This is a genomic window from Pseudoalteromonas xiamenensis (assembly GCF_030994125.1).
In the GTDB taxonomy this organism is placed as follows: Bacteria; Pseudomonadota; Gammaproteobacteria; order Enterobacterales; family Alteromonadaceae; genus Pseudoalteromonas; species Pseudoalteromonas xiamenensis_B.
On the sequence record NZ_CP099918.1, the window covers coordinates 795054 to 809686 of the forward strand.

13 protein-coding genes are annotated in these 14633 nt (G+C 42.5%); 4 read left to right on the forward strand and 9 right to left on the reverse strand.

Annotated features, from left to right (window positions below; all coding sequences use genetic code 11):
* Positions 1-43: 43 nt before the first annotated feature.
* Both NI389_RS20525 and dapA read right to left on the reverse strand, forming a co-directional pair.
* On the reverse strand, positions 44-1321 hold the full coding sequence (locus NI389_RS20525) for a DEAD/DEAH box helicase (protein WP_308363377.1): 1278 nt from the start codon (positions 1319-1321) through the stop codon (positions 44-46).
* 71 nt (positions 1322-1392) lie between these two features.
* Positions 1393-2307, reverse strand: a complete 915-nt coding sequence (gene dapA, locus NI389_RS20530) for a 4-hydroxy-tetrahydrodipicolinate synthase (protein ID WP_308363378.1) — start codon at positions 2305-2307, stop codon at positions 1393-1395.
* 149 nt (positions 2308-2456) lie between these two features.
* Between dapA and NI389_RS20535 the strand changes: the two genes are divergently transcribed.
* A complete protein-coding gene (locus NI389_RS20535) occupies positions 2457-3110 on the forward strand; it encodes a DUF6058 family natural product biosynthesis protein (RefSeq protein WP_308363379.1) in 654 nt (217 codons plus the stop codon).
* On the opposite strand, the gene NI389_RS20540 is transcribed toward NI389_RS20535, so the two are convergent.
* Both NI389_RS20540 and NI389_RS20545 read right to left on the reverse strand, forming a co-directional pair.
* Positions 3100-3366: a hypothetical protein gene (locus NI389_RS20540; RefSeq protein ID WP_308363380.1), complete on the reverse strand. Its 267-nt coding sequence runs from the start codon at positions 3364-3366 to the stop codon at positions 3100-3102. The two genes, NI389_RS20535 and NI389_RS20540, sit on opposite strands and share 11 nt — an antisense overlap.
* A 280-nt stretch (positions 3367-3646) precedes the next feature.
* The gene (locus NI389_RS20545) at positions 3647-4057 is read right to left on the reverse strand and encodes a cytochrome b562 (RefSeq protein ID WP_308363381.1); all 411 of its coding nucleotides are present in this window, start codon (positions 4055-4057) and stop codon (positions 3647-3649) included.
* Positions 4058-4138: 81 nt separating this feature from the next.
* Between NI389_RS20545 and NI389_RS20550 the strand changes: the two genes are divergently transcribed.
* Together NI389_RS20550 and NI389_RS20555 are read left to right on the forward strand one after the other, a co-directional pair.
* On the forward strand, positions 4139-5197 hold the full coding sequence (locus tag NI389_RS20550) for an ABC transporter substrate-binding protein (RefSeq protein WP_308363382.1): 1059 nt from the start codon (positions 4139-4141) through the stop codon (positions 5195-5197).
* Between the two features lie 190 nt (positions 5198-5387).
* On the forward strand, positions 5388-6998 hold the full coding sequence (locus NI389_RS20555) for a S8 family serine peptidase (protein WP_308363383.1): 1611 nt from the start codon (positions 5388-5390) through the stop codon (positions 6996-6998).
* Between the two features lie 56 nt (positions 6999-7054).
* Here the strand turns inward: NI389_RS20555 and NI389_RS20560 are convergent, their stop codons facing one another.
* The 3 genes from NI389_RS20560 to ybaK all read right to left on the reverse strand — a co-directional run bounded on the left by NI389_RS20560 (position 7055) and on the right by ybaK (position 11026).
* Positions 7055-7879, reverse strand: a complete 825-nt coding sequence (locus NI389_RS20560) for a DMT family transporter (protein ID WP_308363385.1) — start codon at positions 7877-7879, stop codon at positions 7055-7057.
* Positions 7880-8061: 182 nt separating this feature from the next.
* On the reverse strand, positions 8062-10323 hold the full coding sequence (locus NI389_RS20565; protein ID WP_308363387.1) for an acyl-CoA dehydrogenase: 2262 nt from the start codon (positions 10321-10323) through the stop codon (positions 8062-8064).
* Between the two features lie 244 nt (positions 10324-10567).
* The gene (gene ybaK, locus NI389_RS20570) at positions 10568-11026 is read right to left on the reverse strand and encodes a Cys-tRNA(Pro) deacylase (RefSeq protein WP_308363388.1); all 459 of its coding nucleotides are present in this window, start codon (positions 11024-11026) and stop codon (positions 10568-10570) included.
* A 146-nt stretch (positions 11027-11172) separates the two neighbouring features.
* Here ybaK and NI389_RS20575 point away from each other — a divergent pair, with 146 nt between their 5' ends.
* Complete coding sequence (locus NI389_RS20575; protein WP_308363389.1) at positions 11173-11394, forward strand: hypothetical protein; 222 nt, start codon at positions 11173-11175, stop codon at positions 11392-11394.
* A gap of 49 nt (positions 11395-11443) precedes the next feature.
* Here the strand turns inward: NI389_RS20575 and dnaJ are convergent, their stop codons facing one another.
* Positions 11444-12571 carry a molecular chaperone DnaJ gene (dnaJ, locus tag NI389_RS20580; protein ID WP_308363390.1) on the reverse strand — a complete coding sequence of 376 codons (1128 nt, stop codon included), beginning with the start codon at positions 12569-12571 and terminating at the stop codon, positions 11444-11446.
* A gap of 122 nt (positions 12572-12693) precedes the next feature.
* A complete protein-coding gene (gene dnaK / locus NI389_RS20585; protein ID WP_308363391.1) occupies positions 12694-14610 on the reverse strand; it encodes a molecular chaperone DnaK in 1917 nt (638 codons plus the stop codon).
* Between the last annotated feature and the right edge of the window lie 23 nt (positions 14611-14633).

A 14633-nucleotide genomic window follows, 5' to 3' on the forward strand; every position in this document is an offset into this window, starting at 1 on the left:
CGCTGATATTATCAGCGCTTTTTTATAGACGAACTTCTGGCGGTTATTTGCCTTTCATCGCGCTACGCACTTTGGAAATTTTAGAGCGCATTTTTAATCGAGCTTCAGCCGAAGCCTGGTTACTCGGACGATTCGTTCTGCCTTTCTTATAACTAGCCGGTTTTTTATTGAGCGTATCAACTAATTTCTCTCGGCTAGCGACTTCATAACCAGGTAAATAGTAGCGTTTGATTTTCTGGCCAATTAATTCTTCAATACTCATTAGCACTCGTTCTTCTTCACGGCTAACGAATGAAATCGCATGACCACTTAAACCTGCGCGTCCTGTACGTCCGATACGGTGAACATAGTCTTCAGCTAAGAAAGGTAAATCAAAGTTGATCACTCGAGGTAAACCAACAATATCAATACCACGAGCAGCTACTTCTGTTGCGACTAATACGCGGGCTTTGCCTTCAAGAAAGTCGCGAAGAGCTCGACGTCTTGCACCTTGTTTTTTATCACCGTGACACACCGTCGCAGTGATACCATATTGCTGAAGTTCTTCAACCACAGAATCTGCAACGTCTTTCATATTGACGAAAACAAGTACCTGTTGCCAGTTTTTCTTGCCGATTAATTCTGAAAGCAGCTCTAATTTTCTTGTTTGGTCAACAGGATAAACAATGTGGCGTACCGTTTCTGCCGTTGTATTTTCTGGTGCTACTTGAACAATTTCAGGATGTTTTAAAACACTCATCGCAAATTGCTTCATTGCTGGCGGGAAGGTTGCAGAAAATAGCATTAGTTGGCGTGACTCTTTCACTAGTGCAATGACTTTTTGCATGTCATCAATAAAGCCCATATCTAGCATACGGTCCGCTTCATCTAAAACAAGATATTGAACATTAGCAAGTGAGACATTGCCACGAGCAATATGGTCATGTAAACGGCCCGGAGTCGCGACAATGATATCAGCACCTAGTTTAAGGGCGTCGCGTTGACCTGCATGGTTCACACCACCAAATAGCGCAACTGTATTTAAATCGGTATGTTTTGCAAACGCTTTGAAATTATTTGCAATCTGTTCGACTAATTCGCGTGTCGGTGCAACCACAAGTACCTGTGTTTCACCTTTTGCGTCGCCTTCAAGTAGGCGCTGAATGATAGGTAAGGCAAATGCTGCTGTTTTACCTGTTCCAGTTTGTGCTGTTGCAAGGATGTCTTTATTTCGACGGATCGCAGGAATAGCCGCTTGTTGAATAGGCGTAAGTGTTTGAAAGTTTAATTCTTCTAGCGCGTCTAAAATTAAAGGAGAGAAACTAAACGATTTGAAATTCATAGGTAAAACCTGCGGCCGTGCAAATTGGCCGCAGATTATAGGACAAATTAGTGTAATTGCCTAATGCCTTCTTACACTAACTTCAATAGCGTTGTGTCTATCAAAGATGCTTTACCACCGACAACGTCTTTTTCGTTTAATGCATTTAGTAACGCCAAGCCTTCTTCTTGTTGGTTCACATTAAGCGGTACATAGGGTAAACGAAACACTGGTGCGACAGCGCCTGTCATTATTAATGCCGAGTTAATAGCGATTGGATTGGGTTCGCAGAAAAGCCATTTCATAAGCGGCTGTAGCTGTGCGTTAAGTGCTTCTGAACGACTATCCATTAACTGACGCATTAGACCTGGAACAATGTTTGATGTAACTGAGATAACGCCATGAGACTGATATTGGTGTTTCCCATCATGAGCTTCGTCATCATTACCTGACCAACATGCAATGCCTCTTGACTCGTAGTAACCTATTCTTTCATTTCCCGCACATTCTTTAACACCAATAAAGTTCTTATGTGCCGCGAGCGGCTCGATAATATCCGGCGTAAGATCTTGGCCTGTGCGACCTGGTACGTTGTAAATGAAAGCAGGTCCAATTTCAAGTACACGCTCAAAATGCGCTTTTAAGCCCTCTTTTGACGTACGACCATAATAAGGATTAATCTGCAGTGCCGCGTCCATACCACTTGCAAAACCATATTCCGTTGCTTTAATCGCTTCTCTGGTATTGTTGCTTCCTGTGTTTCCAACAATCAATAACTTACTGCCAAATTTAGATACACTGTGGGCAATAAGCATTAGGTGTTCCTCCCAATGCATTAACTGCCCTTCACCCGTAGTGCCACCGACAACAATACCATCAACACCACCTTTAATTTGCTCTTCAACGAGCTTATCAAATGTTTTGATGTCTATTTCGCCTTTCATGGTATAGGGGGTTTTGATGGCCGTGATTAGGCTTGCTTTTTTGATAGTTTGAATACTTTGCATGCGTTGGTGTTCTCTATTTCCGTTGTGGTATTTGTATCACAATCTAGGGTTATTTCCGAGTGCCAAATCAAATTGCCTTCAAAAAATGCTTGATAAAAGTAACGCTTCGATACAAACTACAAACACTGTATATTTATCCAGTATCCAACATGAGCCTAACGAACTATCTATCTAACCATTTCTACACTGAAAAAGAATTATGTGATTTATTGCGTCTTGAACAATCTGAACTTGCAAGCTGGCAAGCAAATAAGCTCTTTCCTAAGCCAAGTTATTGTATTCAAAACCAGATCAAATGTAGTTCCTATCTTGGTTTCTACGAATGCGAGGAATTTAGAGACTATTACCCTAAGGGCGCATACCAATGGGGTCAGTTGATACAAAAACACAAAGTAACACAAGCGTCTCATGCTTATGAAATCTTCGCACAGCAATACTCAAATGTATTGGCAAAAATTGTTCAGCAAGGTGTGCAATGTTTAAGCGAAGCATTTAATGAAGAGCTCGATGAGCACATGCAGCAATCTTGGCAACAGTTTTTATGCAGTAAATATGGTGTGATTAGCCAAAACGGTTTAGTTGAGGAAGTCGTGTATATTGACCTAGGTCGTGTTCTGGTAGACGAAATTACGGAAGAACGAAGCAAAACATCACTTCAGCTAGAGGAACGGGCGTTATTAATTAAAGCGCTGAAACTGTTAAATCGAGGCCTCAGTCATAACGCCGCTCACGAAAAGCATGAGTCACTTCGCTATCACTATGTTGACGCAATTTTACAAAAATACGATCTATCTATTCGTTAACGGTTCGCTCGAATTGTGCTCTCAGTATTTCAAATGCTTTGAGCACTTTTAACTTATCGTCACATAAAGCATCGTACCATTGGTCGAAAACTTCGTCGTCATCTTGCTCACTCATGACCTGATATTCGACTAGTAACATTACGATGTCACTGTGTGTACAACCTAAATTATCAAGCGTCTCGATTAGCGGTATTTGATTGTTTTGTTTTAGTTGCGCCAATACTTCGTTGTCTATATTTTCGTTAGAACTTCCCATGTTATCCTCGTCCAATTCGCACGACATAACCTACTTATACCAAGAATTTTAGGAATAGCTAGAGCCAAAATGTCCGTTTGGTCATTACGTAATCGAAATGTGAATTTTTGCTGCTTTCTTGGACGAAGGAGTGCTGTTTAACTAAATCCTAAGTTTTATCCCGACTACACTAAAATGCTACTAACTTACCTCTATAAAATGATGACATATAAAAAAGCCTTGAGTGCTATGGCAATCAAGGCTCAGGAATGTTGGCTTTAAGATAGGACAGTGTTACCCATTACTTCCCGAATAAGAGTTCCCAAAAACTAGGTGGTTCGTGCAATTTATGATATTCCTTTCTTAACGCATCAATTTTCGAAGCGTGCTCTTTTGCTTTATCAAGTTCACCAGCCTGTAGCAAAGGTACTAATTCATCTAACTGTTTTTCTACCTTATTTAAGCCTTCAAATGATTTATCTTTTAATTCAGGTTTAAAGCCAAGCGCTTTACTTTTTTCAATGAGTAATTCCATTTCAGAAATTGCGTCGAGCGCTTCATCGGCGGTTTTGGCTTTCATGATTTGTTTGTAACTGAAACCAATTTTCTTCATGGTTTCATTCAGCTCGCTCGTTTGGCCATTCGCATAGACAAAAGAAGAACCGATGAGTAATAAAAATAAAATGCAGAATTGAGAAAATCGATTTGACATAGTACCCCCAAAAAAATCAATTTCATTATATCCGAAACAATGACTATGGAAAATGCTACACTACCTGTAAAGGGGCTTTACATGCGAAGTACAATGAAATTTTACGCGATTTTTATCAGTTCTGTTTTATGCTTGTTTAGTTCGCTTGGTATCGCTCAGACGTCAGTAACTTTTATCAATCCCGGATTTGTAGCCAACAACCCTACCGGTCCATTTTGGCAAAATGTTTCAACGGTAATGGAGGCGGCCGCAAAAGACCTCGATATCGATTTGACAATTCACTACGCCAATCGCGATCATATTCAAATGAAAAAGCTCGTGTTGGATGCGCTAAACGAGTCTCCTGACTTCTTAATTTTGGTAGATGAAAAATCTGCTGTCACTAAGTTGCTCTTATCAAGTCCGCCATCTAAGACGAAAATATATTTTTTGCTTAATACACCAACTAGTGTTGATTTAGAACGTCTCACACGAAAAGGTTTTAATGTGGTAGGTAGTGTAATTGCGGATAACACGCATGTTGGCAAAGCCCTTATCACGTCATTACTTGAGAAAGCCAAGCAATCTAAAGGAACAATACTTGCACTTTATGGTGACGCCTCGACACAAGCTTCTATATTAAGAGAACGAGGTATGTTGTCGGTTATCAACCGTCAATATGGGCTAAAACTGAGAGAGAGGCTATACGCTAATTGGTCTGAGCTCGAAGCCTACAGACTTATTTATGGTCTTGCGCAACGCTATCCAGATCTGAGCATTGTTTGGGCTGCCAACGATGCAATGGCTGCAGGCGCAGACAGAGCGCTAAAACAATTAGGAATTCGCGAAAAAGTTGCGATAGGCGGTATTAATTGGGATCCTCAGATAGAACAGTTAGACATCAGTTTCGGTGGACATTTTATGCTTGGAGCCTACGCGCTCATTGAGCTAATAAACCTACAAGATCAAGGTTCTCTTGTTTCACCTCACAAAGAGTTGCCCATTTTTGTACCATTTAACGAAGACTACCAAAAACTGCTTCATGCAATTTACCTTAAAAGAATTGACGACATTAATTTTAGAGTGTTTACCAACGCAGCAGACTCAACCCTTCCATATAATATGGACACGATTCGAACTGAATTCGAAAAAAACTTTTAGTCCTTTTTTGTCTAACATTTGGCCACTTCACCCATTTTAGAGTCACTTTTTAGCATAAAGCTCACCTAATGTTGCTATTGCAACATTGTTAATTTTATCGGTAAACCACCTTTCTATTTTGCATATTGACAGCGCTATCATTAACACCTTAAATACATGTCATTAACAACATGTAAAGAGAGTCAATACTATGAAAGAACAACATCGAATGATTAACCGATCGGTTTTATCTGGCACTATTGCAGCAGTTCTCGCTTGTGCTCCTGCATTTCAAGCAATGGCATCAGATAGTCATAGAGTTATCGTTACAATGCCAACGGTTACAGCACAAAATGCGCGCGCTTCCACAGAGCAGATGTTCCGTACCAACGTTACTACGTTGGCAAATTCCATCAATGCGGATGTCTTAAACACCTTGCCAAGTGTAAATGCGGTTGTGCTGGATTTATCCCTTGAACAACAACAAGCTCTTCTTGCCAGTGGTGCAGCTGTTAATATTGAAGAAGATCCGAAACGCTTCTTGATGGCTGAGACGTCTCCCTATGGAATTGCAATGACTCAAGCTAATTTAGTCAGCGATTCACTCACTGGAAATCGTAAAGTCTGTATTATGGATACTGGTTACACGCTTGGACATGAAGATTTGCCAAATGCTGGAATTACGGGAAATGATGGCTATGGCTCAAATGATACGGGTAACTGGTATCATGACGGTAATGGCCACGGTACGCACGTAGCTGGGACAATCGCTGCAATTGGTGGTAATAGTAAAGGCGTAATTGGTGTAAACCCATCTGGTCAACTTGGTCTTCACATCGTAAAAGTATTTAACGATCAAGGCAATTGGGCGTATGGTTCTGATCTCATCAAAGCGATTGAACAATGTGAAGCTGCTGGCGCAAATGTTACTAGCATGAGCTTAGGCGGAAGTGGCAGCTCTACAGCGGAGCGCCAAGCATTTGAACAAAGCTATGCTCGAGGCATGTTGCATATTGCCGCAGCAGGCAACAGTGGTAATAGCAGTTTAAGTTACCCTGCGTCCTATGATGCTGTTGTTTCCGTCGCTGCTGTCGATAGCAACGAAAACAAAGCATCCTTCTCGCAATACAACAATCAAGTTGAAATCGCGGGTCCTGGGGTGGGTGTCAATTCGACTTGGAATAACGGTGGCTATAAGTCCATCAGCGGTACTTCAATGGCAACACCACATGTATCGGGCGTAGCAGCACTTGTTTGGAGCCAGTTTCCTGAGTGTTCGAATCAACAAATCCGAAATGCACTCAATGCTTCGGCGAAAGATAAAGGCGCCGCGGGTCGTGATACTTCTTATGGTTATGGGATTGTACAGGCCAAAGCCGCCGTTGACTATTTGACACGAAATAAGTGTGGAGACGTTCAAGACCCTGTTGTTTCTGATTTTACTTATGCAGTACAAGGTCTCTCCGTCAGCTTTAACAACAAATCAGCTAACGCAACAAGTTACAATTGGGCATTTGGAGATGGAGAACAAAGTTCTCAAGCAAATCCGTCACATACCTACGCAACGTCTGGCAACTATACCGTTACACTCACTGCTTCATCAAGTGAAGGCTCATCGAAAAAGTCGATCGTTGTGACCGTGAAAGGCGGAGGCGATACTGGTGGTTGTATCGGAACTAGCGCATGGGACGCAAATACAACATATCAAATTGGTGATCGTGTTTCATATAACAATTTTGAATACGAATCCATTTGGTGGTCACGCGGCGCTCAACCAGATATTTTCTCAAACGTTTGGAAGAAAGGCAGTAAGTGTAACTAAGTTAAAATTGGGGGCTTTGCCCCCAAATCACAACATCAAATAATCTTTCCATTCAACTAATTGTCGATCACCAACAAACAAACGCAAGTAACTAAAGCAAAACACAAAAATAACTGTTTTCGCGTAATTTGTTCGGACAATACCCAATACCCGACCGCCAACGCGGAAACAACACCAAGTCCGCGCTTGGTTGCTTCCACAATGCCAGGATGAAATTCCTGAAGCGCATTGAGTTGAAACACGATCGCCCCAACAAAAATGCCGGCGCCAACAAACACCATCTTCAATTTTTCGCTTTGCTTGATGGTTAGATTTGGCCGAAGGAAAAACCAATTTAAAGCGACTATACAAACAGATAAAAAAACCAGATGAAAGCTGATCGTCGCATATTGCAGTGCAACTTTATCAAATACGATGCATAACCCCCAGCTCAGTGCTGTTATACAAGCGGGAATAAAGCCTGACGTCCGCATATTTAGGCTTTTTGTCCCCATGATTGCACAGCCTACAGCAATAAGAAAGACCATACACCAATCTAACCAAGAAAGGGCCTCATTTAACACAAGCCAGCCTGCTATGCCGGAAATAACCGGCGTTACACACAGAACAGGAATAACCTTAGAAATATCCCCTCGTTTTAGTGCATTTAGGTATTGCACACTGCCAAGCGCTGCAAGCCCACCACTTAAGCACGCTGGCACAAGATAATCAGCCCAGACAGGCTCTGGAGCACCTTGAGCAATCCAATAGAACACATATAATGGCAGTGCAACCAACGTAAAAAATACAGTGAGCTCCGCTGCACTAAAACTTTTCGTGAGCATCTTTCTAATATAGTCAAACGCAGCCCAACAAAATGCGCTCGATAACAAATAAAGCAATTTATTCGTCCTCCCCCAACTCCTAGTATAAATGCTAACTCAAAATCCAATTTCTGACACGACGGGACAAATTGTCCTGAGCATCAGTGGGTTTAAATCATGCATCGCCAAAGCGAAAAATAAAAAAAGGCCCGAAACGGGCCTTTTGCGGTGAGAACACCTATGCATTATTGATTATGTGATTAGCTTGCCGCTTTTAACTCGCTTGTCGTCTTTCCATTAACGTCTAACAAGTTTAAATCATAATCGAACTCATCAACGCGGATCGCTCGCTCACGCTTCACGTTGTAATCTTGTAGTTTTGCGAATTCAGCTTCATTTATAACATCAGCTTGTAATGCATTATCTAGCGTTTCAGCAAAACGTACACCTGAACGAATTGTTTTCGCACGAAGCGCTTTTTTCACTTTGCCAAGTAAATCTAAACATGCCATTTTCGCTTTATAAGCTTGTTCGTTAATATCATGACCATCGCCAGGCATTGGCATCACTAAATGGGTTAGTTGCGATTTAAATGCCGTATCCATTTGTGCTGCTTGAGCCAATTCGCGGATCAAATCATCGCTGATGGCTGGCATTTTATGACTAAAGTGCAGAGTAATGACGCGCATAAACTTACGAGTGAATGATGCTGGGAAGTTATCTAGAAACTTATGCAATGCCTCTTCCGCACTTTGTAATGCAAATCGAGTTGCATAGTGGAAATAAGGCGCTGCACTTGCTCTGTCTTCTGCTGATACTTTCTGTTCGTAATAACGAATAGACGCCATCGCTGCATACAGGAAACTCATTACATCACCGAGACGTGCCGAAAGCATTTCCGCTTGTTTAAGTTTTCCACCTAATACGAGTAGAGAGAAATCAGCGTATACGGCAAGCTTAGCAGCTAGCTTATGTACGGCTTTTTCATATTGACGCACTTCTGCAAGCGAGGACTTGCTTCCAGCTGTAAATGGCAATAAACCTAAACGGAACGCTCGAAGGCTGTTGCCTACGCTGTAGCCAACTGTTTTGCGTAGAATTCGGTTAAAGGTTTTGTCTGCGTCTTTGTCTTCGCTGTGAATCGCCTCGACCATCGATTGTAGATATGGGTGACAGCGCATCACACCTTGACCAAATATCATAAGGTTACGAGTAAGAATGTTCGCGCCTTCTACAGTGATAGCAATTGGTTGGGCGACATATCCGCTCGCGAGTGTGTTTTGAGGACCGTTCTGAATCGCTTTACCCGCTTGAATGTCCATCGCGTGATTCAACACTTCACGACCGATCTCAGTCATGTGGTACTTGGCAATCGCTGTAACAACGGAAGGCTTAAGACCTAAACCAAGGCCTTCAGTCGTCAATACGCGCATTGCTTCTTGAAGATACGTTTTACCCGCAATGTCCGCTAGTTTTTCTTGAATGCCTTCGAATTGGCCAATAGCAAGACCAAATTGTTCACGCACAGCGGCATATTCAGATGCACCTTTGAGAGCAACTTGTGCAGTTGACACACCTAGAGCGGGAAGTGAAATACCACGACCAGCACCCAAACAGCTCACAAGCATCTGCCAACCGCGACCAATGTTCTTTTGACCGCCGATGATGAAATCCATTGGGATAAACACTTTCTCGCCGCGAGTCGTGCCGTTATAAAAGCGAATACCCATTGGGTCATGGCGATTGCCTAATTGAACACCTGGGTAATCGTGTGGAATAAGCGCACACGTAATGCCTAAGTCCTCTTTTCCACCGAGTAAATGTTCTGGATCGAATACTTTGATAGCAAGGCCAAGCACAGTCGCAATTGGTGCAAGTGTGATATAACGTTTGTCCCAAGTTACTTCAAGACCAACAACTTCCTCACCGTTATACAAACCTTTTTTCACGATACCGCGATCTGGAATACCACCCGCATCAGAACCTGCTTCAGGCGAAGTCAAAGCAAAACAAGGGATGTCTGTTCCAACAGCAAGTCGAGGAAGGTAATGGTCTTGTTGCTCTTTAGTTCCATAATGTAGCAGTAACTCACCTGGGCCTAACGAGTTTGGCACCATAACTGTTACAGCAACGGCTGACGATTTAGTCGCGATAGTCCCTACGATTGTACTGTTTGCATAAGGGCTAAATTCACGACCACCAAATGACTTTGGAATAATTAGAGAAAAGAAACGCTCTTTCTTTAAAAACTCTAAAATATGTTCAGGCAAATGCTGACCGTTTTGTATGACCGAGTCATCGATCATGCCCATGAGCGTTTTAACCGGTCCGTCTAGGAATGCTTGCTCTTCAGCCGAAAGTGTAGCGGCAGGAACATCGCGTAGTGCGCTAAAATCGGGTGTACCTTGGTAGATACTGCCTTCTAACCAAACATCACCCGCATCGAGTGCTTCTTGTTCTGTAATTGAAATGCTAGGTAATACTTTTCGTAATTGTGTTCTTAAGCTCATAATCCAACTCATCCGACCAGATTGATATACCTACATTACGGCATAAATTTTCGATTAGATCAATTACTCTATCAAAATAATTAACGATTATTTCATAATAAACAAGCTATCCATTTGTTTTAGTTGCATAAATAGTTGGTTTGCAGATGTACGCTGAATGGTGATTTGGACGTCACTTGAAAGGATAATTACTAACTTTGCATTAATATATTAGGCTATAAATCAATCACAACAACTTCTCAAAGCTTATTTTCTGTTAAAACTCGGCATACTTCGCTGCACATAATTTCAATAATGTTGCGGGTTCAATCACTACTTCTACTCCCCGCTTCCCTGCACTAACGTATATTTTTTCTTCCGTTTCGGCACTGTAATGCAGAAGCGTCGGTAAACGCTTTTTTTGTGCAAATGGGCTTATACCACCAACTAAATATCCCGTTGTGCGCTCAGCAATTTTAGGATCGGCCATTGTCGCTTTTTTTCCTCCAGCACATTGCGCAAATCGTTTAAGATCAACTTGATTCGTGCACGGTGTCACCGCGACATGTAGTTTTCCATCGACGTTGACTAACAAGGTTTTAAACACGATAGCTTCGTCGATTCCTAATTTTTGAGCTGCTTCTTTAGCGAAATTTGTGTTGTTTTTGTCGTGGTCAAACTCGACGACGGTGAAATCAAACTTAGACTTTTTTAGTAGATTTATTGCTGGTGTCATACTTTTCCCTGTTTCTACATCGATTACCTAGAATTTAAAAGCCACTAGACTAAAGTCTAATAACACCAGTTTAATCATCTTACCGAAAGCCTATTTCAACACGCCTCAGGATGATAAATCGATTCCACTGGTGGGAGGTTGCAGTTATGAAGTCTCGAATTGTGTTTATCGCAAGCTGTCTGCTTTTAGTACTATCCACTTTGGCATTTTTAACGGATGAATACAATTTGTGGGATCAAAATTTAGCTTGTGACGCAAAATGTGGTGCGCTTGGTTGCAAAGGCGGCAAGCTAATGCGTAGCGAAGAAAATCTCACGGTTGCTTGTAAATGCAATAGTGAACACGACTATTTATTATTGATAAATTAAAACGGCGCAGAATGCGCCGTTTGTGTGTTGACCGTTTTCGTTTGTTGATTTATTTGGTTAAATCATCAAAAAACTTTTTAACACCATCAAAGAAACCCTGTGCTTTCGGGCTATTTTTGCTGTTGTCACCACCCATACTTTCTTCAAAGTCACGTAGCAATTCTTTCTGACGTTCATTCAAATTAACAGGTGTTTCGATTACAACTTTACAGATCAAGTCACCAACCATGCCACTACGAACCGATTTAACGCCTTTTCCGCGCATACGGAACATTTTACCCGTTTGGCTTTCCGCTGGTATTTTTAACTTTGCTCTGCCATCTAGCGTAGGGACTTCAATTTCACCACCTAAAGCGGCTGTAGAGAAACTGATAGGTACTTCGCAATACAGATTGTTGCCGTCACGCACAAATATAGGGTGTTCGCGTACTGTAACTTGCACATACAAGTCACCCGCTGGAGCGCCACTGACACCCGCTTCACCTTCACCTGATAAACGGATACGATCGCCTGTATCAACACCGGCTGGAATTTTTACAGATAACGTTTTCGTTTTCTCTACGCGACCTTGACCATGGCATTTATCGCATGGATCAGAAATTATCTGACCTGTACCCGAACACGTAGGACACGTTTGCTGTACAGCAAAGAAACCCTGACGCATTTGTACTTGTCCAGCACCATGACACGTCGTACACGTTTTTGGCTTAGTACCAGGTTTTGCACCGCTGCCATCACAAGGTTTACATGACACCCAAGTTGGAACTTTAATTTCTACGTCTTTACCGCGTACGGCTTCTTCTAGACTTAAATCCAGGTTGTAACGGAGATCTGCACCACGTTGCTGGCGCGATTGGCGGCGACCGCCTCCAAAAATATCACCGAATACGTCCCCAAAGATGTCTCCAAAGTCAGCGTGTCCACCGCCAAAGCCACCTTGACCACCACCTTGTTCAAACGCAGCATGGCCGTATTGATCATACATCTGGCGTTTTTTATCGTCAGTCAGGACTTCGTAAGCTTCTTTCACTTCTTTGAATTTCGCTTCGAGCTCGGTATCACCCGCAGTTCTGTCTGGGTGGTACTTCATCGCAAGTCGTTTATACGCTTTTTTGATATCGCGTTCACTTGCGTCTTTGCTTACGCCCAATACTTCGTAATAATCACGTTTTGACATTGCTATCACACAACTTATTAATTCTGTTGCACAGTACGGCTGCACAACGCCCAAAGGGCAAATTCTACATAGACTAAGGGCGCGAAAAGAAAAACATCCTTGCGCGCCCTACTCAACAACGATTACTTGTCGTCTTTCACTTCTTCAAATTCAGCATCAACTACATCGTCGTCTTGCTTACTTGATTTCGCTTGCTCAGCACCACCCGCTTGTTGTGCTTGGGCTTTAGCTTGTGCAATTTCCATAAGCTTTTGAGACTTCTCTGCAAGCGCTTGCGTTTTGCTATCGATGTCTTCTTTAGTGCCAGACTTAATCGCGCCTTCTAAATCAGTAAGCGCCGCTTCGATTGCCGTTTTATCTTCAGCAGGTAACGCATCACCGGCTTCTTCGACTTGTTTACGCGTTGCGTGTACTAATGCATCAGCTTGGTTGCGAGCACCAACAAGTTCTTCAAACTTCTTATCTTCTTCTGCATGAGCTTCTGCATCACGTACCATGTTCGCGATTTCGTCTTCACTCAAACCAGAAGACGCTTGAATTGTGATCTTCTGCTCTTTACCTGTATCCTTGTCTTTCGCGGATACGTGTAGAATACCATCAGCATCTACGTCAAATGTAACCTCGATTTGTGGCGTACCACGTGAAGCTGGACGAATACCTTCTAGGTTAAATTGACCTAGTGATTTGTTGTCGCTCGCACGTTTACGTTCACCTTGAAGCACGTGGATCGTTACAGCTGATTGATTGTCTTCAGCCGTAGAGAACACTTGTGATTTCTTCGTTGGGATCGTTGTGTTCTTTTCAATTAGTGCCGTCATCACTTGGCCCATGGTCTCAATACCAAGAGAAAGTGGGCATACGTCAAGAAGCAGAACATCTTTAACGTCACCAGCTAGTACACCACCTTGAACCGCAGCACCTACTGCAACCGCCTCATCAGGGTTAACATCTTTACGCGGCTCTTTGCCAAAGAACTCTGATACCGTTTTTTGTACCAATGGCATACGCGTTTGGCCACCAACAAGAATGATGTCGTTGATGTCACTTACCGACAAATCAGCGTCTGCAAGAGCACGTTTAACTGGCTCAATTGATTTAGCAACTAGGTCTTCTACTAATGATTCTAGTTTCGCACGAGTTAACTTAACGTTCATGTGCTTAGGACCTGTAGCATCTGCCGTGATGTACGGAAGATTCACTTCAGTTTGCTGTGCAGATGAAAGTTCAATTTTTGCTTTTTCAGCCGCTTCTTTAACACGTTGCATCGCTAACGGATCATTTTTAAGATCGATACCTTGGTCTTTCTTAAACTGTTCAGCTAAATAGTTGATTACACGCGTATCAAAGTCCTCACCACCTAGGTGCGTATCGCCGTTAGTCGCTAAAACTTCAAACGTGTGCTCGCCGTCAACTTCGTCAATTTCGATGATTGAAATATCGAACGTACCACCACCTAAGTCGTAAACAGCGATAACGTTATCACCTGACTTTTTGTCAAGACCGTAAGCAAGTGCAGCCGCCGTTGGTTCGTTGATGATGCGCTTTACTTCAAGACCGGCGATACGACCAGCGTCTTTTGTCGCTTGACGTTGTGAATCGTTAAAGTATGCAGGAACTGTGATGACCGCTTCTGTTACCGGCTCACCGAGGAAATCCTCAGCTGTCTTTTTCATTTTCTTAAGCACTTCAGCAGAAATCTGCGGTGCTGCCAATTTTTTACCACGAACTTCAACCCATGCATCACCGTTGTCAGCTTTGCTGATAGTGTAAGGCATGATGCTGATATCACGTTGTACTTCTTCGTCTTCAAAACGACGACCAATTAGACGCTTGATTGCGAATAATGTATTACGTGGGTTTGTTACCGCTTGACGTTTTGCAGGTTGACCGACAAGTGTCTCACCATCTTCTGTATAAGCAATAACGGACGGGGTTGTACGATCGCCTTCAGCATTTTCAATTACGCGTGGCTTATCACCATCTAGTACAGCAACACAAGAGTTAGTTGTACCTAAATCGATTCCAATAATCTTACCCATGAATCTTCTCCGACTTCAAATTC